The following is a 21,316-nucleotide window of genomic DNA, read 5'->3' on the forward strand; positions in this document are numbered from 1 at the left end:
CCATCCGAGATGGGAAATCGCCCACTTTTTGGGGGAAGATGTCTAATATTGCGATGCTGATGATGAGAGTGGGAAATTATCTAGAGAGATCTGTTATATAACAATATCAATTATATAGATCCATTTTTGTGGCGGACTAGATCGATCGGTAGGTGGTGGGCAGAATAAATTTTGGGTTACATTGCCTGCATTCGTCCCAACGCCGCGCTCTGGCGCCCGCGCTCTGCGCCCGCACACGCCAGACCTGCGCTGTCGGCCCATTGCCGCCACGCGGTCCTCCACTACGTTAGCGCGCCATGATCCCGCTCTCAGTCCTCGACCTCTCCGTCGTCACATCAGGCACAAAGCCCGCTGCGGCGTTGCGCAACAGCATCGACCTGGCGCGCCATGTCGATGGGCTCGGCTATGTCCGCTACTGGCTCGCCGAGCATCACAACCTTGCCTCGGTGGCGAGCCCCGCGCCCGACGTGATGATCGGGCAGATCGCTGCGGTGACCAAGCATATCCGCGTCGGGTCCGGCGGCGTGATGCTGCCCAACCACGCGCCGCTGGTGGTGGCCGAGCGCTTCAAGATGCTGGAGGCGTTGTTTCCCGGCCGCATCGATCTCGGCCTCGGCCGCGCCCCCGGCACTGACGGCGCCACGGCCTATGCGCTGCGCAGCCGTCTCGACCGCCGCGAGGGCGACGACTTTCTGGAGCGGCTGCACGAATTGATCCTGTGGGAGACCCGCGAATTCCCGTCGGGGCACCCCTATCATAACGTCGTCGCCATGCCCGACGACAGCCCGCTGCCGCCGATCTGGCTGCTCGGCTCCAGCGACTATTCCTCGGAACTCGCCGCGCAAGTCGGCATGGGCTTCGCCTTTGCCCATCATTTCGCGTCCCATGATGCGATCGACGCGATGGTGCACTATCGCGATCGCTTCCAGCCCTCGGCCTGGCGCGCAAGCCCGCACGCGATTCTCGCGGTCGCCGTCATCACGGCCGACACGGACGAGGAGGCCGAAAAGCTCGCCACGTCTTTCGACCTCAACCGGCTGCGGCGCGACCGCGGCCAATATCTGCCGCTGCCGAGCGTCGAGGAGGCGCTGGCCTATCCCTGCACGGATTCCGAGCGCATCTCGATCGCGCGCAACCGCTCGCGTCTGTTCGTCGGCAATCCGGCGACGGTGCAGAAGAAGCTTCAGCCGCTGATGGATGCGAGCCAGCCGGACGAGTTGATGGTGATCACGGCCGTGTATGATCACGACGCGCGCAAGAAGTCGTATTCGCTGCTGGCAGAGGCGTTTGGGCTGACGAAAAGAGAGGTGGCTTAACCCGCTCTCGTGCCCCGGACGCAGCGCAGCGCTTCTTCAGCGGTGCGCTGCTGAGCCGGGGCCCATCGCAGCCCCGAGTCTCGCGGCCTCTGAGTCCCGGCCCGCGCTTCGCGTGCCCCGGAACGACGGCCTCAATCCTGCTCCGTCTCGCTGAACGTCGCGCGGAACGGGTGGCCGGGATACACGCCGACAATGCGGAATTCGCGCGAGAAGAACTTTAGCTCCTCGATCGCAAACGCAAGGCCCTTGTCTTCAGGGTGGCCGTCAACGTCAGCATAAAACTGCGTGGCGAAGAAATTGCCGTCGACCATATAGCTCTCGAGCTTGGTCATGTTGACGCCGTTGGTGGCAAAGCCGCCGAGCGCCTTGTAGAGCGCGGCAGGCAAGTTGCGCACCCGGAAAACAAAAGTGGTGACCAGCGGGCCCGAACCCTGTGCGGCCCATTTCGGCTCGCGCGCCAACACCACGAAGCGCGTGGTGTTGTGGGCCTCGTCCTCGATGTCCTCGGCAAGAATGTCGAGGCCGTAGATTTGCGCAGCCAGCCGCGAAGCGATCGCGGCGACGGTCTTGTCCTTGCGCTCGGAGATATCGCGGGCGCTGCCGGCGGTATCGGCGTGCACGATCCCCTTGATGCCGAGCTTGCGGATGATGCGGCGGCATTGGCCGAGCGCATGCACATGGCTCTCGACGCTCTTGATGTCTTCGAGCTTGGTCCCCTTCACGGCCATCAATTGATGCCGGACAGGCAGGAACCATTCGCCGATGATGAAGAGGCCCGAGGCCGGAAGCAGATGATGGATGTCGGCGACGCGGCCGGCGACCGAATTCTCGATCGGGATCATGCCGAGATCGGCCTCGCCCGACGAGATCGCCGACAGTGCGTCCTCGAAGGTGGCGCACGGCATCGGCTCGGCGTCGGGATAGGCCTCAACGATGGCGATGTGGGAATTGGCGCCAGGTTCGCCCTGGAATGCAATCTTCAGCTTGCTCATGACGGGCCTTGTAGCAGCGGCTCAGGATTTGGAAAGGATGCTGCGCGCGGTTTCGAGGTCCGGCGGCGTATCGACGCCGCGAGGCACGCTGTCGACGATCATGATATCGATGCGCATGCCGGCTTCCACCGCCCGGAGCTGCTCCAGATTTTCCTGAACTTCCAGGGGGGAGCGTGGCAGCGACACAAATCGTTCCAGCGCCGCGCGCCGATAGGCGTAGAGGCCGATATGGTGGTAGCGCGGTCCGACGCCATAGGGGGCGGTGGCGCGGGTGAAATAGAGCGCTCGCAGCCGTCTCGGGCCGATTGGCGAACCGATGGCCTTCACGACGCTCGGCGCAAGGTCCTCTTCTTCGGTGTGGATCTGCGAGGCTAGCGTCACGATATCGACCGCTGGGTCGGCAAAGGGCGGCAGCACCTCGCTAATGGTCTCAGGCGTGATGGTTGGGAAATCACCCTGAAGATTGATCACGATCTCGGCCTTCCCTGCCGGATCGAGCTTCTGCATGGCCTCATGGATGCGGTCGGAGCCGGACGGATGTTCCGGGCCGGTCATCACCGCCTCGCCGCCATGGGCGTTTACGACCGCGGCGATCTCGTCCGTATCGGTTGCGACCGCAACCCGGCCGATACCGGCGGCTTCGGCGCGCCTCATCACGTGCACGATCATTGGCAGGCCCGCGATATCGGCGAGCGGCTTGCCGGGCAGGCGGGTAGCGGCCATGCGGGCCGGAATCAGCACCAGGATGCGGGGATCGATCATTAGTTCAAGGGGCTGGGTTCAAGGGCCTGGAAACGGGGCGTTTTCCGCGTCGAGAAATGGGGTGGGGACGGGCTGATAGAAGGGTCGCTTATACGGGTTGCCAGACCCCGGGCAAACCGATATCTCAATGGCAAAACTCGGGGAAACAATAAGGAACGTTTTTGATTCTCCCGAGGCTCGTCCTGGCGGCCGCCCGGCCGCTTATTCTTCTTGCGGTGTGGGGCCTGGCCGGAAATGGACTCTTTCGAACTGAACAAGATTCTCGGTGCCGTGCTCGGTACCTGTCTCATTCTGCTGGTGACGAGCTTCACTGCCCAGGCGCTGTTCTCGCCCAAGATGCCGGAAAAGCCGGGTTTTGAGATCGCGGTGAAGGAAGAAGCCGGCGACAAGGGCGGCGCCGCTGCTGCCGCAGCCCCATCCGAGCCGATCGAAAAGCTGCTCCAGACCGCCTCGGTCGAGAAGGGCGCCTCCGCCGCCAAGAAGTGCGCCGCTTGCCACACCTTCGAGAAGGGCGGCCCGAACCGGGTCGGTCCGAACCTCTATGGCATCGTTGGCGACCATCGTGGCGAAGGCCGCAACGGCTTCAACTTCTCGGCCGCGATGAAGGCCAAGGGCGGCACCTGGACCATCGACGAGCTGAACAAGTTCATCGCCAATCCGAAGGGCGACATCCCCGGCACCGCGATGGGTTTTGCCGGCATTCCGAAGGACTCGGAACGCGCCGACGTCATCGCCTATCTGAACAGCCTGTCCGACAGTCCGAAGCCGCTCCCGACCGCGGCGAAATAAGGCTCTTCAGTCTCGATCTCAGATATGCGGCCAGGCCTCAAAGCCTGGCCGTTTCCATATCCGGGCCTCGCGGCGTTGTTATCGGGGCGTTTGGCCGCATCTCGTAGGTCGTCCGGCCTTCCAAGATGAGGAAAAAGCAACATATTCCGTCGAAACCTCGCCTATATTGCGAACTTAAAGGAGTAGCCTCCTTCAAGACAGGACTATTGATTTGGCCATTACCCGACGCGATCTCCTGCTCACCGGCGCGGCCGTTGCTGCGTTCCCCGCCCTCGGCTCCGTGGCCGGCGTTCCCGTCGTCCGCACGGCAGAGGCGCAATCGGCCGGTGAGCTGGCTTCAAGTGCGCTCCCTTGGCGCCATGCGCTGTCGCTGTTCGGCGACATCAAGTACCCGGCCGACTTCAAGCGCTTCGACTATGTCAATCCGGATGCGCCCAAGGGCGGCGTGGCGCGGCTGATCTCGCTCGGCACTTTCGACAATTTCAACATCGCGGTGGCCGGCATCAAGGGCTCGCTCGCGCCGGCCGCGGCGCTGATCTACGAAACGCTGATGACGCGTGCCCAGGACGAGGTCGCCACCGAATATGGCGAGCTCGCCGAATCCGCGCAGCATCCGGACGATTTTTCCTGGGTCACCTACCGCTTGCGGAAAGAGGCGCGCTGGCACGATGGCAAGCCGGTGACGCCCGAGGACGTGATCTTCTCGCTGGAGAGCCTGAAGAAGCTGAGCCCGATGTATGCCTCTTACTACCGCCACGTCGCGAAGGTGGAGAAGAGCGGCGAGCGCGACGTCAAGTTCACTTTCGATGCGCCCGGCAATCGCGAGCTGCCCACCATCGTCGGCGAGCTCACCGTGCTGCCGAAGCATTGGTGGGAGGGCACCGACACCCAGGGGCGCAAGCGCGACATCGGCGCGACCACGCTGGAGCCGCCGCTCGGCTCGGGTCCTTACAAGATCAAGGAATTCGTGGCCGGACGCTCGATCAAGCTCGAGCGGGTGAAGGACTATTGGGGCGCCAACGTCCCGAGCCAGATCGGCACCAACAATTTCGACGAGCTGCGCTTCGAGTTCTTCCGCGATAACCTCGTCGCGCTGGAGGCCTTCAAGGCGGATCAGGCCGACTGGATTGCGGAAAACTCCGCCAAGCAGTGGGCCACGGCCTACGACTTCCCGGCGGTGGCCGATAAGCGGGTGCTCAAGGAAGAATTTCCGATCAACGATTCCGGCCGCATGCAGGCCTTCGCCTTCAACATCCGCCGCGATCAGTTCAAGGACGCGCGGCTGCGCCGGGCCTTCAACTACGCATTCGACTTCGAGGAGATGAACAAGCAGCTGTTCTACGGCCAGTACAAGCGCATCAACAGCTACTTCGAGGGCACCGAGCTGGCCTCTTCCGGTTTGCCGGAGAGACAGGAGCTGGCGATCCTTCAAGCCGTGAAGGACAAGGTGCCTCCGGAGGTCTTCACGACGGCCTACCAGAATCCGGTCGGCGGCAATCCGGAAGCCGTGCGTGCCAATCTGCGCGAAGCAGCAAAACTCCTGAAGGAAGCCGGGTTCGAGGTGCGCGACCACAAGCTGGTCGATAGCACCGGCAAGCCTCTCTCGGTCGAAATCCTGGTGCAGGATCCATCGTCGGAGCGCATCGCGCTGTTCTACAAGCCGTCGCTGGAGCGGATCGGCGTCAGCGCCTCGATCCGCGTCGTCGACGATGCGCAATACCAGAACCGGCTACGCAGCTTCGACTTCGATATGATCATCGATCAGTGGGGCGAGTCGCTTTCGCCCGGCAACGAGCAGCGCGAGTTCTGGGGCTCCCAGGCCGCCGACATTCCGGGTGCGCGCAACACCATCGGCATCAAGAATCCCGCGGTTGACGCGCTGATCGAGAAGGTGATCTACGCCAAGAACCGCGGCGAGCTGGTCGCGGCGACTCATGCGCTTGATCGCGTGCTGCTGTGGAATTTCTACCTCGTGCCGCAATTCACCTACGGCTTCTCGCGCTACGCCCGTTGGGACCGCTTCAGCCATGCCGAGCCGCTGCCGAAATATGGCCGCTCCGGTCTGCCGACGCTGTGGTGGTACGACGCTGAAAAGGCGGCTCGCATCGGAAAACGCTCTTGAGGAAGCAATTGCGCATGGCGCAGCTTTCACGCCGGCACGTGTTGGCCCTGGGTGCCGGTGCCCTGACCGCGCCGCTGGTGCGCGGCGCGCGGGCGTCGGAGGTGGCTGCCGAGGCTCACGGCATGTCGGCCTTCGGCGATCTCAAATATCCGGTCGACTTCCACCATTTCGACTACGTCAATGCCGACGCGCCGAAAGGCGGCGCATTCTCGCTCATCCCCTCGGTGCGGGCCTATAACCAGTCCTATTTCACATTCTCTTCGCTCAACGCCTACATCCTGAAAGGCGAGGGCGCGCAGGGCATGGACATGACTTTCGCGCCGTTGATGGCGCGCGCCAATGACGAGCCCGACGCGATGTACGGGCTTGCCGCGAAATCGGTGCGGATCTCGCCGGACAAGCTGACTTACACCTTCACGATGCGGCCCGAGGCCCGCTTCCACGACGGCTCCAGGCTCACCGCGCAGGACGTCGCCTTCTCGCTTAACGCGCTGAAGGAGAAGGGCCACCCGCTGATCGTCGTGCAGCTCCGCGATTTCGTGAAGGCCGAGGCACTCGACGACGCCACCGTGGTCGTCACCTTCGCGCCGAACCGTGCGCGCGACGTGCCGCTCTATGTCGCGAGCCTGCCGATCTTCTCCAAGGCGTATTACGCCACGCGCGCCTTCGATGAATCGACACTCGATACCCCGCTGGGCTCCGGTCCGTACAAGGTCGGCAAGTTCGAGGTCAACCGCTACATCGAATACGAACGCGTCAAGGACTGGTGGGGCGCCGATCTGCCGGTCTGCCGCGGCAGCTATAATCTCGACACGGTGCGCTACGAATTCTACCGCGATCGCGACGTCGCCTTCGAAGGTTTTACTGGCAAGAACTATCTGTTCCGCGAGGAGCTCACGGCGCGCATCTGGGCCACGCGTTATGATTTCCCGGCGGTGAAGGACGGCCGCGTCAAGCAGGAGCAGTTGCCGGACGAGACCCCGTCGGGCGCACAGGGCTGGTTCATCAATACGCGTCGTGACAAGTTCAAAGATCCGCGCGTGCGCGAAGCGCTGATCTACGCCTTCGACTTCGAATGGACCAACAAGTCGATCATGTACGGCGCCTATGCGCGCACGCAATCGCCGTTCCAGAACTCGGACATGATGGTCTCCGGCCCGCCTTCGCCTGAGGAGCTGGCGCTGCTCGAGCCCTTCCGTGGCAAGGTGCCCGACGAGGTGTTCGGCCGGCCTTTCGTGTCGCCGGTATCGGACGGCTCCGGTCAGGACCGCGCCCTGCTGCGCAAGGCGGGCGAGTTGCTCAACGAGGCCGGCTACGTCGTCAAGGACCGCAAGCGCGTGCTGCCCAATGGCGAGCCGTTCACGATCGAATTCCTGAACGACGAGCAGTCGATCCAGCCGCATCACGGGCCTTATCTGAAGAACCTCGCGACGCTCGGCATCGACGCCACGTTCCGCCTGGTCGATGCCGTGCAGTACCGCGCGCGGCTCGAGGATTTCGATTTCGACATGACGATCGAGCGCTTCTCGATGTCGGCGACTCCCGGCGATGCGATGCGGGCGTTCTTCTCCTCCCAGGCAGCCAAGACCAAAGGCTCGTACAATCTCGCCGGCATCTCCGATCCCATCATCGATGCGCTGATCGAGAAGATCATTGCCGCGCAGAGCCGGGCGGAGCTGACCACGGCCTGCCGTGCCTTCGACCGCGTGTTCCGGGCCGGGCGCTATTGGGTGCCGCAATGGTACGCGAATTTCCATCGCGTCGCCTATTGGGACCAGTTCGGCCATCCCGACAAGCCGCCGAAATATGCGCAAGGCGTTGGTGCGCCTGAGAACTGGTGGTTCGATGCCGCCAAGGCGGCCAAGCTCGAGCAGGCGAAATAATCATGAGCGCCTATATCGCCCGCCGCATCCTCCTGATGATTCCGACGCTGCTCGGGATCCTCTTCGTCTCCTTTGTCGTCGTGCAGTTCGCGCCGGGCGGCCCGGTCGAGCGCGTGATCGCGCAGCTATCGGGCGCCGACACCGGCGGCAGCTCGCGGATCTCGGGCGGCGGCGACTTTGCGCAACGCGCGCCCGGGCAGCTGGGCGCCGGCGGCGATGCCGTCAACTCGAAATATCGCGGCGCGCAGGGCCTCGATCCCGACTTCATCAAGAAGCTCGAAGTGCAATTCGGCTTCGACAAGCCGGCGCCGGAGCGCTTTGCGCTGATGGTGTGGAATTTCGCCCGCTTTGATTTCGGCAAGAGCTATTTCCGCGACGTCAGCGTGATCCAGCTGATCAAGGAGAAGCTGCCGGTCTCGATCTCGCTCGGCATCTGGCTGACGCTGATCACCTATCTGATCTCGATCCCGCTCGGCATCCGCAAGGCGGTGAAGGACGGCATGCGCTTCGATACCTGGACCTCGGCGATCATCATCATCGGCTTCGCGATTCCGGGCTTTCTGTTTGCCATCCTGCTGATCATCCTGTTTGCGGGCGGCTCGTTCTTCAATGTGTTTCCGCTGCGCGGCCTGACCTCGGACGGCTGGTCGCAATTCCCCTGGTACTGGAAGATCATCGATTATTTCTGGCACCTCACTTTGCCGCTGATCTCGATGGGGCTCAGCGCATTCGCGACCATGACGCTGCTGACCAAGAACTCGTTCCTGGACGAGATCCGCAAGCAATATGTCATGACGGCGCGCGCCAAGGGTTGCAGCGAGACCCAGGTGCTTTACAGCCACATCTTCCGCAATGCGATGCTGATCGTGATCGCGGGCTTCCCGGGTGCCTTCATCCACGCCTTCTTCTCCGGTTCGCTCCTGATCGAGACGATCTTCTCGCTGGACGGGCTCGGACTGCTGAGTTTCGAGAGCGTGCTCAACCGCGACTATCCTGTCGTGTTCGGCACGCTCTACATCTTTTCGCTCGTCGGTCTCGTGGTCAATCTGATCTCCGATCTGACCTACATGTGGATCGATCCGCGGATCGATTTTGAGGCGAGGGAGGTCTGATGACGCTGACCGCCCCAACCCCGATCGAGACCACCACGACGTCGCCGCTTGGCGAAGCCGTTCCGGCCACACACAAGGCGTTCGCGCCATCGCCGCTGAACAGGCGGCGCTGGGAAAATTTCAAGGCGAACCGCCGCGGCTACTGGTCGTTCTGGATCTTCATGGTCCTGTTCATCGTGTCGCTATTTGCCGAATTGATCGCCAACGACCGGCCGTTCCTGATCAAATATGACGGCCATCTCTACTGGCCGGCCTTCGTCACCTATTCGGAGACGACCTTCGGTGGCGACTTCGAAACGGCGGCCGACTATCGCGATCCCTATCTGCAGAAGCTGATCAAGGACAAGGGCGGCAGCATCGAATGGCCGCTGATCCGCTATTCCTACGACACCCACAATCTCGATCTGCCGACGCCGGCGCCATCGCCGCCGACCTGGATGCTGACGGAAGCGCAATGCAAGCCGGTGGTCGAGAAGAAGCGCCTGAAAAGCTGCCGCGATCTCGAATATAACTGGCTCGGCACCGACGATCAGGGCCGCGACGTGGTAGCGCGGCTGATCTACGGCTTCCGCATCTCGGTGCTGTTCGGCCTCTGCCTCACCATCGTCTCCTCGATCGTCGGCGTCGCCGCCGGCGGCATCCAGGGCTATTTCGGCGGCTGGATCGATCTCACCTTCCAACGCTTCATCGAGATCTGGACTGCGATCCCCTCGCTCTATCTGCTGCTGATCCTGTCATCGGTGCTGGTGCCCGGCTTCTTCGTGCTGCTCGGGATATTGCTGCTGTTCTCGTGGGTGTCGCTGGTCGGCCTCGTGCGCGCCGAGTTCCTGCGCGGACGCAATTTCGAATACATCCAGGCGGCGCGTGCCCTCGGCGTGTCCAACAAGGTGATCATGTTCCGGCATCTGTTGCCGAACGCGATGGTCGCAACCATGACGTTCCTGCCGTTCATCGTCTCAAGCTCGGTGATGACGCTGACCGCGCTGGACTTCCTCGGCTTCGGCCTGCCGCCTGGCTCGCCCTCGCTTGGCGAGCTGCTGTCGCAAGGCAAATCCAACGTGCAGGCGCCATGGCTCGGCTTCACCGGCTTCTTCTCGGTGGCGATCATGCTGTCGCTGTTGATCTTCATCGGTGAAGCCGTGCGCGACGCTTTCGATCCGCGCAAGACGTTCAAGTGAGGGCGTGATGGACGCGATCAACCAGCCTTTGCTCAGCGTGCGCGAGCTCTCGGTGGCCTTCCACCAGGGCGGCGCCACCACGCTCGCAGTCGACAAGGTCTCGTTCCAGATCAAGCGCGGCGAGTGCGTCGCGCTGGTCGGCGAGTCCGGTTCGGGCAAGTCGGTCAGCGCTCTCTCGATCCTGAAGCTGCTGCCCTATCCCAACGCGTCGCATCCCTCGGGGAGCATCCGTTTCAAGGGACAGGAGTTGATCGGCCAGACCGAACGGCAGATGCGCGAGATCCGCGGCAGCGACATCTCCATCATCTTCCAGGAGCCGATGACCTCGCTCAATCCGCTCCACACCATCGAGGCGCAGATCGGCGAGATCATCCAGCTGCACAATCCGACCAGCAACGCGGAGGCGCGCAGGCGGACGCTGGAGCTGTTGACGCAGGTCGGCATTCCCGAGCCGGAGACGCGGCTGAAGAGCTATCCGCACCAGCTCTCCGGCGGTCAGCGCCAGCGCGTGATGATCGCGATGGCGCTCGCCAACGAGCCGGATCTGCTGATCGCGGACGAGCCGACCACGGCGCTCGACGTCACCGTGCAGGCGCAGATCCTGGCGCTGCTCGCCGAGATCCGCGCGCGGCTCGGCATGAGCCTGCTCTTCATCACCCACGATCTCGGCATCGTGCGCCGCATCGCCGACACCGTCTGCGTCATGAAGGGCGGCGAGATCGTCGAGCAGGGGCCGGTCGAGCAGGTCTTCAAGGCTCCAAAACATGCCTATACGCGCGATCTGCTCGCGGCCGAGCCGAAGCCGGATCCGGCGCCACCGCAGCCGGGCGCGCCGGTGGTGATGTCGGCCGATGATCTCAAGGTGTGGTTTCCGATCAAGCGCGGCCTGATGCGCAAGACGATCGGTCACATCAAGGCGGTCGACGGCGTCAGCGTTGCCGTGCGCAAGGGCGAGACGCTCGGCGTCGTCGGCGAGTCCGGGTCAGGCAAGACCACACTGGGCCTCGCGCTGCTGCGATTGATCTCCTCGAACGGACGCATCGTGTTCCTGGGCAAGGACATCCAGGGCCTGCGCTTCAAGGAGATGCGGCCATTCCGGCGCGACATGCAGATCGTGTTCCAGGATCCGTTCGGCTCGCTCAGCCCGCGCATGTCGGTCGCCGACATCATCGCTGAAGGCCTTTCCGTGCATCAGCCAAAGCTGTCGCGCGAGGAGCGGGAGGTGCGCGTCGTCAAGGCGCTGGAGGACGTCGGGCTGGAGCCGGATACCCGCTTCCGCTATCCGCATGAATTCTCCGGCGGCCAGCGCCAGCGCATCAGCATTGCGCGCGCCGTCGTGCTGGAGCCCGATTTCGTCGTGCTGGACGAGCCGACCAGCGCGCTCGACATGCTCATTCAGGCGCAGATGGTCGATCTGCTGCGTGAATTGCAGCGCAAACGCGAACTCACTTACATGTTCATCTCGCACGATCTGCGCGTGGTCGCCTCGCTCGCAAGCCATCTCATCGTGATGCGCGGCGGCAAGGTGGTCGAGGAGGGGCAAGCCGCCGAGCTCTTCAAGAACCCGCACACCGATTACACACGCGCGTTGTTTGCTGCGGCGTTCCGGCTGGATACGGCCGGCGATGGGTCGGTAGCGACGTAGCTGTCGTCACAGCCGCTTGATCGCGACGACTTCGCTTCCGGCCTGCCTGATCCGTGCAATGGCCGGTTCGATCGGCTCGATCAGCGTTGCCATGTGATGCGCGTTGGCGTGAACCATCGTGCTGCCGTCGCGGACGATGGCGACGTGGCCCTTCCAGAAGATCAGATCGCCGCGTTGCAGCTTGTTTCGCTCATGCGGTTCCAGCGCGCGGCCGAGGCCGGCCTGCTGCATGTCGCTGTCGCGCGGGCAGCCGATGCCGGCCGATGTCAGCGAGACCTGGACGAGGCCGGAGCAGTCGATGCCAAAGCTGCTCTTGCCACCCCAGAGATAGGGCGTCCCGACGAAGCGCTCGGCGACTGCGACGAAGTCCGGTTCGCGATGATCCAGCGTCGTGAGATGGGTCTTCGGCAGGAAGGTACCCTCGCGCGTGACGGCGAAACTGCCATCCTCGCGCGCGATCGTGAGCTTCGATCCCAGCACCAGCGTGTCGGCCGGCGGCAGCTTGATCGAGGGACCGGGGAAGGCGAGTGTCCGCAGCGCGCTGACCTTGTGCGTCGGCGCGGCCGCCGGCTTCATCAGCGTCGCGTCAGGCAGCCAGCCGACATAGCCATCGCTGCCGAGTTGGCCCCAGGCCCAGCCCTCGCCGTTGCGGTCGTAGACCATGACGCGCTCGCCGCGCAGCGCCTCCGTCATCAGCATCGCGTTCGAGGAGGGCTGTTCGCGTACCGGCCCGATCGGTGCGACCACCTCGAATTCCTCACCGGTAACGAAGCGATCGGCTTGCACCTTGCCTTCGAGATATGCCGCGGCGAGGTCGCCGCGCGCCGGTGTCAGCCGCGGATCGTGTTTTGGATCATGCATAGCGCTCGCTCAGCACCTTGTAGATGGCGCGGGCGGCTTGGCATTCGCCGCCTTCGGGCCGCGCCGGCTTGGCCGACGGCGTCCAGCCATAGATGTCGACATGCAGCCAGCTTTTGGCCTGCTCGACGAAGCGCTGCAGGAACAGCGCGCAGGTGATCGAGCCGGCGAAGCCGCCGGACGGTGCGTTGGTGATGGTGGCGGTCTTGGAGTCCAGCCACGCATCGTAAGGCGGCCACAGCGGCATGCGCCACAACGGATCGTTCTCCTTCACCGCGCAGCGCGCGACGTCGGCGGCCAGCGTCTCATCATTGGTGTAAAAGGGCGGTAAATCCGGTCCCAGCGCGACCCGCGCAGCGCCGGTCAGCGTGCCCAGATCGATCAGCAGCTCGGGCTTCTCCTCGTCGGCCAGCGCCAGCGCGTCGGCGAGCACCAGCCGGCCTTCCGCGTCGGTATTGCCGATCTCGACCGTGATGCCCTTACGGGAGGTGAAGATGTCGAGCGGTCGGAAGGCATTGCCTGAAACCGCATTCTCGACGGCCGGAATCAGCACGCGCAGCCGGACCTTCAGCTTCGCATCCATCACCATGCGCGCCAGCGCCAGCACGTTGGCGGCGCCGCCCATGTCCTTCTTCATGATCAGCATGCCGCTCGACGGCTTCAGATCGAGTCCACCGGTGTCGAAGCAGACGCCCTTGCCGACCAGCGTCACCTTGGGATGGCCGGGATCACCCCATATGATGTCAATCAGCCGCGGCGCACGGTCCGAGGCCATGCCGACGGCGTGGATCAGCGGAAAGTTCGCTTTGAGATCCGCGCCGATGGTGCATGCGTAGCTTGCACCGAACTCAGCTGCGAGCTCTTGCGCGGCTGCGGCGAGCTGCTCCGGTCCCATATCGTTGGATGGCGTGTTGACGAGGTCGCGCGCCAGCATCGCGGCATCCGCCATGCGGTTGATCTCGGCGGGGTCGACGCCGTCAGGCGGCACCAGCCGGACGTCGGGTCGGTCAGCCTTGCGGTAGCGGGCGAAGCGGTAGCTGCCGAGCGCGAAGGCGAGCGCCGCCAGTCGTGAATCGTGCGGTGCATTGGCAAAGCGATAGGTGCCCGGCGGCAGCAGGCCCGGCAACGCGCCCGGCCGGAACGGATCGCGCGATCTGGCGCCGTCGTCCTCGAGCCCGAACAGCACTTGCGCGATCGCGCCGTCTGGCGCGGGCAGCGCGAGATAGCCGCCCGGCTTGGCGGCAAAGGCGCTCGCTGTGGCGAACTGGCGTTGCGCCGGCGGCAGCGTCTCGCGTACGGCATCCCAGCTCGATTTGGTGACGAAGGTGATCGGGGTAGCAGTCGTGGACGTCTCGAAGACGGAAGGCATTGGCGGGTCCGCAAGGTCATTCGGCTGGAGGAGACTTCGCAGAGTTTTGCGGTGGCTGCAATCGGCTTTGCGGTCACCGCTCAGTGAGCCGCTACTCGCAGAGAAGCAGCCATGCTAGGTTCCGGCAGCGGTTGCCAGGTTGCGCAGAGAACGCCGGTGACCGAAGACGAAGCGTGCCGGGAGGAATAGCAATGGAAATTGTGTGGGGCGTAATCACATTCATCGGCCAGGCGATCGAGGCCGTCTTTGGCTATGTCGAGCATCACCACTGGGTCTTCGCATTCCTCGCGGGCGGCTACGTCTTCTATCTCCATGACCGTTCGATTCATGCGCGGTTCGATGCGCTCGACAAACGCATCGACGAAATCCGCAAGCGTCTCGCCATCGAATATTGATCCAGCCGGCGAAACAATGTGCGGACTGATCACGTATCTTGCTTGAGAACTGTCGTTCACGGGAGCGTTGCCGCAGGGCTTTACTAGCGCTGCGGTTGTGGCATTATTGTTGGATATTTTTACGTGGTTCAGCGCGACTGTGCACGCATTGGATGCAAGAGCGCTGCTAAATCTCGGTTGATGCCGATCCGGTTTGGTACCTGCCTGAACCCTTCGTCGAAGGCATTTTTCTCAATCGTTTGGGCGACGCAGCATTCGCAATGAGCGGCGCAAAACGAGTAGATCGTTTGTCATTGCGCAGATATCCGACCTGCATCTGGACGGGTCAGGCCGGCTGCTTGCGACGATCGAGGCCCTTGCCGGGGCACTGCGCGAGCGGATGGCGGGACCTGAACGACCAGGTGAAGCTGCTCGGCCTCGATCTGGGCCTGGGCGGCGAGATGCCGCCACAAGGCGGCGGCGCTCCGCGTTAACCGGCCATTAGGGTTAACAGTCTATTGCTGGCGCGTTCGGCTCGATCAATCGGCTCGAGAGTCAAAGCGTCATGCGTCAATGGTTCCGTCCTGCCCGGCTTCTTGCCTCCGCCTCGCTGATCGCGCTGGCGGCCGCGAGCCTCGGCGGCTGCACGGCAATGTCAAAGCTCTCGGACGTTACCGGCTCGATCGGTCCGAAGGCGGAAGCCGCCCCGGCCGATCCGGCGCGCGCCATCGAGACCTATAGCGAGCGCTACCGCGCCAACCCCAAGGATCCCGACGTGGCGCTGGCCTATGGCCAGGCCCTGCGTGCCAACGGCCAGCGCGCCCAGGCCGCCGCCGTGCTCGAACAGGCGACCATCGCCAATCCCGGCAACAAGCCGCTGCTTGCCCAATACGGCCGCGCGCTCGCCGACAACGGTAATTTCCAGCAGGCCTTCGACGTGCTGTCGAAGGCGCATTCGCCCGATAATCCGGACTGGCGGCTGCTCTCGGTGCAGGGCACTGCGCTTGACCAGATGGGCCGTCACGACGAGGCCCGCGCTTATTATGCGAGCGCACTGAAGATCGCACCAGGCGATCCCGGCGTGCTCTCCAATCTCGGCCTGTCCTACATGTTGTCGAGGGACCTGCCGAAGTCGGAAGAGGCGCTGCGGCAAGCCTATGCTTCGCCGCGTGCAAGCTCCCGGGTGCGGCAGAATCTCGGCCTGGTGGTCGGCCTCCAAGGCCGCTTCGCCGAGGCCGAGACCATCGTGAAGGCGGATCTGCCGCCGGATCAGGCTGCGGCCAACGTCGCGTATCTCAAGGAAATGCTGAACCGCAACGAAACCCCGCGCGGCGCGTCGAAGCGGACCCCGGTCGCCTCGCTCAGCCAGCCCGACTGATCAAACCCGATCTTCCGATCCCGAAATTGGCTGCGGACCGCGTGCGGTCCGCGATCCCTGGCGTCAGTGCATCTCGGAGATCTTGATGCCGGTCGGTCCAAGAATGACGACGAACAGCACCGGCAGGAAGAACAGGATCATCGGCACCGTCAGCTTCGGCGGCAGTGCGGCGGCCTTCTTCTCGGCTTCGTTCATGCGCATGTCGCGGTTTTCCTGCGCCATGACGCGCAGGGATTGGCCGAGCGGGGTGCCGTAGCGTTCCGCCTGCTGAAGCGCCAGACACACCGATTTGACGCCATCGAGCCCGGTGCGCTTCGCCAGGTTTTCGTATGCCACCTTGCGGTCCTGCAGATAGGACAGCTCTGCGGTGGTCAGCGTGAACTCCTCCGACAGCGCGATCGACTGGCCCACGATCTCGGTCGCGACCTTGCGGAACGCCATTTCCACCGACATGCCGGATTCAATACAGATCAGCAGCAGGTCGAGCGCGTCGGGAAAGGCGCGCTTGACCGAGAGCTGGCGCTTCGAGATCGCGTTCTTCAGGAATATCATCGGCGCCTGCAGGCCGAGATAGGCCGCGCCGACGCAGATGCCGATCTTGATCGGCATTGGGCGGTCCATATGAGCGATCAGGAACACGTACACGACTGAACCGGCGAACAGCACGATCGGGGCCACCATGCGGGCGAACAGGAACGTGATGTAAGGCGCCTGGCCGCGATAGCCCGCCATGATCAGCTTGTCGCGCGCGGCTTCCTGCGCCAGCCATTTGGTGAGGTTGAAGTCCTCGACCACCCGGGAGACGAGTTGCTTGGGCGTCTGGCGCAGCGAGACCTTCTCGCTCTTGTTGAGGCGTTCGCGCTCACGCTGCCGGATACGTTCGCGCTCGCTTGCGACCGCCTTCATGCGCTTGGACAGGCCTTCGCCGGCGAACAGCGGCATCACCAGCGTATAGACGGTGGCGCTGGCCGCGATGGCCGCCAGCAGCATGGTCATGAAATGGGGATCGTGCAGTTTCGTGACGAGGAAATCGACCATACGGCACCATCAGAAATCGAAGTTGATCATCTTCTTCATCACCATGATGCCGACTGACATCCAGACGACGCAGCCGACCAGCATGAGCTGGCCGGTGGGATGGGTCCACAGCAGGGAGATGTAGTCGGGCGTCGTGAGATAGACGAGGAACATCACGATCGGCGGCAACGAGCCGATGATGCCGGCGGAGGCCTTGGCCTCCATCGACATCGCCTGGATCTTTTCCTTCATCTTCTTGCGGTCGCGCAGCACCTTGGAGAGATTACCCAGGGCTTCGGAGAGGTTGCCGCCCGACTTCTGCTGGATCGATATCACGATGCCGAAGAAGTTGGCCTCCGGCAGCGGCATGCGGTCATACAGACGCGAGCAGGCCTCCCCAAGCGGCATGCCGATCGCCTGCGTCTCGATGATGGCGAGGAACTCGCTGCGCAGCGGTTCCGGCGCGTCGGCCGCGACGACCTTGATCGATTCGAACAGCGGCAGGCCGGCCTTGATGCCGCGGACGATGACGTCGACGGCGTCGGGCAAGGCCGCCAGGAATTTGTTCTCGCGGCGCTTCTTCAGGAAGCCCAGCGCCCAGCGCGGCAGCCCGAGGCCGCCGGCAAAGGCGAGACCGGCCGCGCCGATCAGGCCGCCACCACCGAACAGGGCGCCAAAGAAAAATACGCCCGCCACGACAGCGGACGCGATCCAGAATTTCTGCGGCGTCCAGTCGAGCCCGGCCTGCGAAATGCGGATGTGAAGCGGAACGCTCTTCTCCTGCGAGCGCCTCGCCTCGAGATCCTTGAGCGAGCTCTCGACCTGCTCACGGCGTGATCGCTGGCTCTTCTCGGACTGCTTGGCCGCGGGCACATCGGCGCGGGAGATCGAGGCGCGGCGGTTCTCGGCCTTCCGTTCGCCTGACAACAGCGGATAGAGGAAGACCCAGGCCAGGCCGCCGACGGCGGCGGTGGCGAGGAAGGCGAGGGCGAGGACCTGGATATTCATGGCTGCGCCGACCTGCTCACGTCTTCGGTGTCGATTCCGCGGCGTCGAGCGCAGCGGCAAGGCGTTTCTCTTCGCCGTAGTAACGGGCGCGTTCCCAGAATTTCGGGCGGCCGATGCCGGTCGAGCGGTGCTTGCCGATGATCTTGCCGTTGGCGTCCTCGCCGACCAGATCGTAGAGGAAGATGTCCTGGGTAATGATGGTATCGCCTTCCATGCCCATCACCTCGGTGATGTGGGTGATGCGGCGCGAACCGTCGCGCAGGCGCGCGGCCTGGACGATGACGTCGATCGAGGCGCAGATCATTTCGCGAATGGTGCGCGAGGGCAGCGAGAAGCCGCCCATCGTGATCATGGATTCGCAGCGTGACAGCGCTTCGCGGGGATTGTTGGCGTGCAGCGTTCCCATCGAGCCGTCGTGGCCGGTGTTCATGGCCTGGAGGAGGTCGAAGGCCTCCGGGCCGCGGACTTCGCCGACGATGATGCGTTCAGGACGCATACGCAGACAGTTGCGCACCAGCTCGCGCATGGTGACCTGGCCTTCGCCCTCGATGTTGGGCGGCCGGGTTTCGAGCCGCACCACGTGGGGCTGCTGGAGCTGAAGTTCGGCGGCGTCTTCGCAGGTGATGACGCGCTCGTCGTGCTCGATATAGTTGGTCAGACAGTTGAGCAGCGTGGTCTTGCCCGAACCGGTACCGCCGGAGATCAGCACGTTGCAGCGGACACGTCCGATGATCTGGAGGATCTCCGCGCCTTCGGGCGAGATCGCGCCGAACTTGACCAGCTGATCCAGCGTCAGCTTGTCCTTCTTGAACTTGCGAATGGTGAGCGCGGGGCCGTCGATCGCCAGCGGCGGCACGATGGCGTTGACGCGGGAGCCGTCGGCGAGGCGCGCGTCGCAGATCGGCGAGGATTCGTCGACGCGCCGGCCGACCTGGCTGACGATGCGTTGGCAGATATTGAGGAGTTGCTGGTTATCGCGGAAGCGGATGCCGGTCCGCTGGATCTTGCCACCGACTTCAATGAAGACCGTACCGGCCCCGTTTACCATGATGTCGGCGATGTCGTCGCGCGCCAGAAGCGGCTCGAGCGGACCATAGCCGAGCACGTCGTTGCAGATGTCGTCGAGCAGTTCTTCCTGCTCGGCGATCGACATCACGATGTTCTTGATCGCGATGATCTCGTTGACGATGTCGCGGATTTCCTCGCGCGCGGACTCGGAATCGAGCTTGGCAAGCTGGGCGAGGTCAATGGCCTCGATCAGCGCGCCGAAGATGGTCGCCTTGACCTCGTAATAATTGTCCGAGCGGCGGGTCTCCATGGCCGGCGCAGGCCGGGAGGGGGCGAGCGGCGGGGAGGCGACGGCCGGCGGGGGCGGCGCGCGCGACACCGTCGGCGCCTGAGCCTGGGCAGGCTCTGGCGACACGGCGCCGGGCTTGGGAGCCCGAAGGTCGGTGTCTGTTCCGCTACGCTTACCAAACACTTAACAACTCCATGCGGCGGCCTATTTTCCCCGCAACTTCTCAATCAGCGGTGAAAGCAAGGACGACTTTTGTTTCTTCGTCTCGCTTCGGCCGGTCAGGCGCTGGGCGATCTGGAGGAACATCTCGATCGACTTGTGGTTGGCGGAGATCTCCGCGATCATCTGGCCGTTGTTGGCGGCCGACCCGAAGATCTGCGGCTCGAACGGGATCGAGACGACTGGCTGGCTCTCGATCGCCTTGGCGAACTCCGCCGCCGCGATTTCCGGCCGTTTGGGAACGCCGACCTGGTTCAGACAGTACAGCGGCGGGCGGTCGTTGGGACGCGCAGCCTTCAGGAGATCGAACAGGTTTTTGGTGTTGCGCAGGTTGGCGAGGTCCGGCGCCGCCACGATCAGGATGTCGTCGGCGCCGATCAAAGCGCGCTTGGTCCAGCCCGACCATTGATGGGGAACGTCGAGCACGATGCAGGGCATGGTCGCGCGCAGCGTGTCGAACACCGCGTCGAAGGCGTCGGTGCCGAAATCATAGACCCGGTCGAGCGTCGCCGGCGCCGCCAGCAGGCTGAGGTGATCGGTGCATTTCGACAGCAGGCGATCGATGAAGGCGGTATCGACGCGATCGGGCGAGAACACGGCATCCGCGATGCCCTGCGGCGGATCCTGGTTGTAGTCGAGACCGGCGGTGCCGAAGGCGAGGTCGAGATCGGCGACCACGGCGTCCATCGCGAGGTCCCGCGCGATTGCCCAGGCGACGTTGTGGGAGATGGTGGAGGCGCCGACGCCGCCCTTGGCGCCGACCACGGCAATGATGCGGCCGACCGCCTTGGCTTCCGGCGCCGAGAACAGGTTGCAGATCGAGCGAACGACGTCGATCGCACCAACAGGCGCGAGCACGTAGTCGCTGACGCCGCGGCGCACCAGCTCGCGATAGAGCATGACGTCGTTGATGCGGCCGATCACGACCACCCGGGTGCCGGCGTCGCACACGGTGGCGAGCTGGTCGAGCCCGGCCAACAAGTCGGTACGGGCATCGCTCTCGAGCACGATCACGTTCGGCGTCGGCGCCGAGCGATAGGCTTCGATCGCAGCCGCCATGCCGCCCATCTGGATCTTCAGATGGGCCTTGCCGAGACGGCGATCCTCGCCGGCCGATTGCACGGCCGCCGCAGTCTCCACGGTTTCGCAGAAGGCCTGAACCGAGACGCGCGGCGCGGGCGCAATATGCTCCTCGACCGGCCCAGGGGCCTCCGGCTGCTCTTCTTGAATCTGGCGCGCGTAGTTGATCATTTGCCGGTTTCGCTGAGTTTGGCCCTATCGGCCTCGGGATAGGCAACCGCCGTCGGAGTTCCCTTGCGATACTTCTCGAAGGCGGCAGTGCGGCGCACCGTGTAGGCCGGAGTTTCGGACCGCGGCTGCTCGAGGTCCGACGGATTGTCGACCATGGCCGCGATATTGCGCTGATAGGCGCAGCCGTAGTTGTAGTAGTCCTTGTTCTCGAACCAGCTCTTGTTCTTTATCGAGGGGCCGAGATCCTCCGGCCACAGGCCGCAGGGGCCTGCGACCGCAGCGATCTTGGAATAGGTCAGCCGGATCGGCGGCAGGAAGCGCTTGTCTTCCGGCTGGTAAGGACGGACGATGATGCCGCGCGGGGGAACGCCCGCCGCCGCCAGCATCGCCTGAATCTCGTGCATCGATTCCGCCGCCGGACGCGCATTCGGCGTTCCGGACGGCACGTCGATGTGGATGGCGCCGGTGCCCTCGTGCATCCAGGTCGAGGCCAGGCCCATCACGTCGGCGCGCTGGGCGGCGGTCAGGCCGCCGCGGGCGTGACCGACGAACACGACGATCGAACGGTTCTGTTCCTCGATCGCGATCGGATGCCGCTGCTTGTAATCGTCGGGAATGGAAGCGGTGGCCACCTCGTCGTGCTGGCAGCCGCCGAGCGCGAGCGCGATACCGATGAGCGCGCCACCGAGGCCGGCGGCGCGGTAGCGGGTCTGGGGTCGTGTTGTGATCATACTGTGTCCCCGTTC

General features: G+C 64.0%; 18 protein-coding genes. 9 read left to right on the top strand and 9 right to left on the bottom strand.

All coding sequences use genetic code 11. From position 1 onward, the window contains the following. Nucleotides 1-296: 296 nt before the first annotated feature. On the top strand, nt 297-1,316 hold the full coding sequence (locus JJC00_RS05885; protein WP_200471782.1) for an LLM class flavin-dependent oxidoreductase: 1,020 nt from the start codon (nt 297-299) through the stop codon (nt 1,314-1,316). A 131-nt stretch (nt 1,317-1,447) separates the two neighbouring features. On the opposite strand, the gene JJC00_RS05890 is transcribed toward JJC00_RS05885, so the two are convergent. Together JJC00_RS05890 and JJC00_RS05895 are read right to left on the bottom strand one after the other, a co-directional pair. After that, nucleotides 1,448-2,308: a prephenate dehydratase gene (locus JJC00_RS05890; protein ID WP_200471783.1), complete on the bottom strand. Its 861-nt coding sequence runs from the start codon at nt 2,306-2,308 to the stop codon at nt 1,448-1,450. A gap of 21 nt (nt 2,309-2,329) precedes the next feature. Further along, nucleotides 2,330-3,070 carry a 3-deoxy-manno-octulosonate cytidylyltransferase gene (locus JJC00_RS05895; RefSeq protein WP_200471784.1) on the bottom strand — a complete coding sequence of 247 codons (741 nt, stop codon included), beginning with the start codon at nt 3,068-3,070 and terminating at the stop codon, nt 2,330-2,332. A gap of 234 nt (nt 3,071-3,304) precedes the next feature. Here JJC00_RS05895 and JJC00_RS05900 point away from each other — a divergent pair, with 234 nt between their 5' ends. From JJC00_RS05900 to JJC00_RS05925, 6 genes are all read left to right on the top strand, one after another. Then, nucleotides 3,305-3,859 (top strand): c-type cytochrome, encoded by a 555-nt coding sequence (locus JJC00_RS05900; protein WP_200471785.1) that lies wholly within the window; start codon nt 3,305-3,307, stop codon nt 3,857-3,859. Nucleotides 3,860-4,070: 211 nt separating this feature from the next. Then, entirely contained in the window at nt 4,071-5,981 is a 1,911-nt protein-coding gene (locus tag JJC00_RS05905) for an extracellular solute-binding protein (protein WP_200471786.1), read from the top strand. Between the two features lie 14 nt (nt 5,982-5,995). Further along, nucleotides 5,996-7,864 (top strand): extracellular solute-binding protein, encoded by a 1,869-nt coding sequence (locus tag JJC00_RS05910; RefSeq protein ID WP_200471787.1) that lies wholly within the window; start codon nt 5,996-5,998, stop codon nt 7,862-7,864. 2 nt (nt 7,865-7,866) lie between these two features. Next, complete coding sequence (locus JJC00_RS05915) at nt 7,867-8,976, top strand: microcin C ABC transporter permease YejB (protein WP_200471788.1); 1,110 nt, start codon at nt 7,867-7,869, stop codon at nt 8,974-8,976. Then, nucleotides 8,976-10,154 carry an ABC transporter permease gene (locus JJC00_RS05920; RefSeq protein ID WP_200471789.1) on the top strand — a complete coding sequence of 393 codons (1,179 nt, stop codon included), beginning with the start codon at nt 8,976-8,978 and terminating at the stop codon, nt 10,152-10,154. Before JJC00_RS05915 ends, JJC00_RS05920 begins: the two co-directional genes overlap by 1 nt. A 7-nt stretch (nt 10,155-10,161) precedes the next feature. Beyond that, nucleotides 10,162-11,799 carry an ABC transporter ATP-binding protein gene (locus JJC00_RS05925; protein WP_200471790.1) on the top strand — a complete coding sequence of 546 codons (1,638 nt, stop codon included), beginning with the start codon at nt 10,162-10,164 and terminating at the stop codon, nt 11,797-11,799. 6 nt (nt 11,800-11,805) lie between these two features. Here JJC00_RS05925 and JJC00_RS05930 read toward each other — a convergent pair whose 3' ends face one another. After that, nucleotides 11,806-12,660, bottom strand: coding sequence for a C40 family peptidase (locus tag JJC00_RS05930; RefSeq protein WP_200471791.1), 855 nt, complete (start codon nt 12,658-12,660; stop codon nt 11,806-11,808). Beyond that, nucleotides 12,653-14,026, bottom strand: coding sequence for a leucyl aminopeptidase family protein (locus JJC00_RS05935; protein ID WP_200471792.1), 1,374 nt, complete (start codon nt 14,024-14,026; stop codon nt 12,653-12,655). The genes JJC00_RS05930 and JJC00_RS05935 overlap by 8 nt, the downstream gene beginning before the upstream one ends. Before the next feature lie 191 nt (nt 14,027-14,217). On the opposite strand from JJC00_RS05935, the gene JJC00_RS05940 reads away from it, so the two are divergent. Then, nucleotides 14,218-14,421, top strand: coding sequence for a hypothetical protein (locus tag JJC00_RS05940; protein ID WP_200471793.1), 204 nt, complete (start codon nt 14,218-14,220; stop codon nt 14,419-14,421). A gap of 544 nt (nt 14,422-14,965) precedes the next feature. Beyond that, nucleotides 14,966-15,778 carry a tetratricopeptide repeat protein gene (locus JJC00_RS05945; RefSeq protein WP_200471794.1) on the top strand — a complete coding sequence of 271 codons (813 nt, stop codon included), beginning with the start codon at nt 14,966-14,968 and terminating at the stop codon, nt 15,776-15,778. A 63-nt stretch (nt 15,779-15,841) separates the two neighbouring features. Here the strand turns inward: JJC00_RS05945 and JJC00_RS05950 are convergent, their stop codons facing one another. From JJC00_RS05950 to JJC00_RS05970, 5 genes are read right to left on the bottom strand one after another with little or no spacing between them, the layout of a single operon-like run. Then, a complete protein-coding gene (locus JJC00_RS05950; RefSeq protein WP_200471795.1) occupies nt 15,842-16,816 on the bottom strand; it encodes a type II secretion system F family protein in 975 nt (324 codons plus the stop codon). A gap of 9 nt (nt 16,817-16,825) precedes the next feature. Continuing rightward, a complete protein-coding gene (locus JJC00_RS05955) occupies nt 16,826-17,803 on the bottom strand; it encodes a type II secretion system F family protein (RefSeq protein ID WP_200471796.1) in 978 nt (325 codons plus the stop codon). Between the two features lie 16 nt (nt 17,804-17,819). Beyond that, the gene (locus JJC00_RS05960) at nt 17,820-19,283 is read right to left on the bottom strand and encodes a CpaF family protein (RefSeq protein ID WP_200471797.1); all 1,464 of its coding nucleotides are present in this window, start codon (nt 19,281-19,283) and stop codon (nt 17,820-17,822) included. A gap of 21 nt (nt 19,284-19,304) precedes the next feature. Next, the gene (locus JJC00_RS05965; protein ID WP_200471798.1) at nt 19,305-20,570 is read right to left on the bottom strand and encodes an AAA family ATPase; all 1,266 of its coding nucleotides are present in this window, start codon (nt 20,568-20,570) and stop codon (nt 19,305-19,307) included. Then, nucleotides 20,567-21,301, bottom strand: coding sequence for a CpaD family pilus assembly protein (locus tag JJC00_RS05970; protein ID WP_200471799.1), 735 nt, complete (start codon nt 21,299-21,301; stop codon nt 20,567-20,569). Before JJC00_RS05970 ends, JJC00_RS05965 begins: the two co-directional genes overlap by 4 nt. Nucleotides 21,302-21,316 lie beyond the last annotated feature (15 nt).

The organism is Bradyrhizobium diazoefficiens (assembly GCF_016616885.1).
Classification (GTDB): domain Bacteria; phylum Pseudomonadota; class Alphaproteobacteria; order Rhizobiales; family Xanthobacteraceae; genus Bradyrhizobium; species Bradyrhizobium diazoefficiens_F.

Bases quoted from the DNA above. Each gene is read 5' to 3' on its own strand.
- JJC00_RS05950 (WP_200471795.1), bottom strand. From the start codon at position 16,816: ATGGTCGATTTCCTCGTCACGAAACTGCACGATCCCCATTTCATGACC.
- JJC00_RS05970 (WP_200471799.1), bottom strand. From the start codon at position 21,301: ATGATCACAACACGACCCCAGACCCGCTACCGCGCCGCCGGCCTCGGT.
- JJC00_RS05895 (WP_200471784.1), bottom strand. From the start codon at position 3,070: ATGATCGATCCCCGCATCCTGGTGCTGATTCCGGCCCGCATGGCCGCT.
- JJC00_RS05925 (WP_200471790.1), top strand. From the start codon at position 10,162: ATGGACGCGATCAACCAGCCTTTGCTCAGCGTGCGCGAGCTCTCGGTG.
- JJC00_RS05930 (WP_200471791.1), bottom strand. From the start codon at position 12,660: ATGCATGATCCAAAACACGATCCGCGGCTGACACCGGCGCGCGGCGAC.
- JJC00_RS05920 (WP_200471789.1), top strand. From the start codon at position 8,976: ATGACGCTGACCGCCCCAACCCCGATCGAGACCACCACGACGTCGCCG.
- JJC00_RS05935 (WP_200471792.1), bottom strand. From the start codon at position 14,026: ATGCCTTCCGTCTTCGAGACGTCCACGACTGCTACCCCGATCACCTTC.
- JJC00_RS05940 (WP_200471793.1), top strand. From the start codon at position 14,218: ATGGAAATTGTGTGGGGCGTAATCACATTCATCGGCCAGGCGATCGAG.
- JJC00_RS05890 (WP_200471783.1), bottom strand. From the start codon at position 2,308: ATGAGCAAGCTGAAGATTGCATTCCAGGGCGAACCTGGCGCCAATTCC.
- JJC00_RS05900 (WP_200471785.1), top strand. From the start codon at position 3,305: ATGGACTCTTTCGAACTGAACAAGATTCTCGGTGCCGTGCTCGGTACC.
- JJC00_RS05945 (WP_200471794.1), top strand. From the start codon at position 14,966: ATGCGTCAATGGTTCCGTCCTGCCCGGCTTCTTGCCTCCGCCTCGCTG.
- JJC00_RS05910 (WP_200471787.1), top strand. From the start codon at position 5,996: ATGGCGCAGCTTTCACGCCGGCACGTGTTGGCCCTGGGTGCCGGTGCC.
- JJC00_RS05885 (WP_200471782.1), top strand. From the start codon at position 297: ATGATCCCGCTCTCAGTCCTCGACCTCTCCGTCGTCACATCAGGCACA.
- JJC00_RS05965 (WP_200471798.1), bottom strand. From the start codon at position 20,570: ATGATCAACTACGCGCGCCAGATTCAAGAAGAGCAGCCGGAGGCCCCT.
- JJC00_RS05915 (WP_200471788.1), top strand. From the start codon at position 7,867: ATGAGCGCCTATATCGCCCGCCGCATCCTCCTGATGATTCCGACGCTG.
- JJC00_RS05955 (WP_200471796.1), bottom strand. From the start codon at position 17,803: ATGAATATCCAGGTCCTCGCCCTCGCCTTCCTCGCCACCGCCGCCGTC.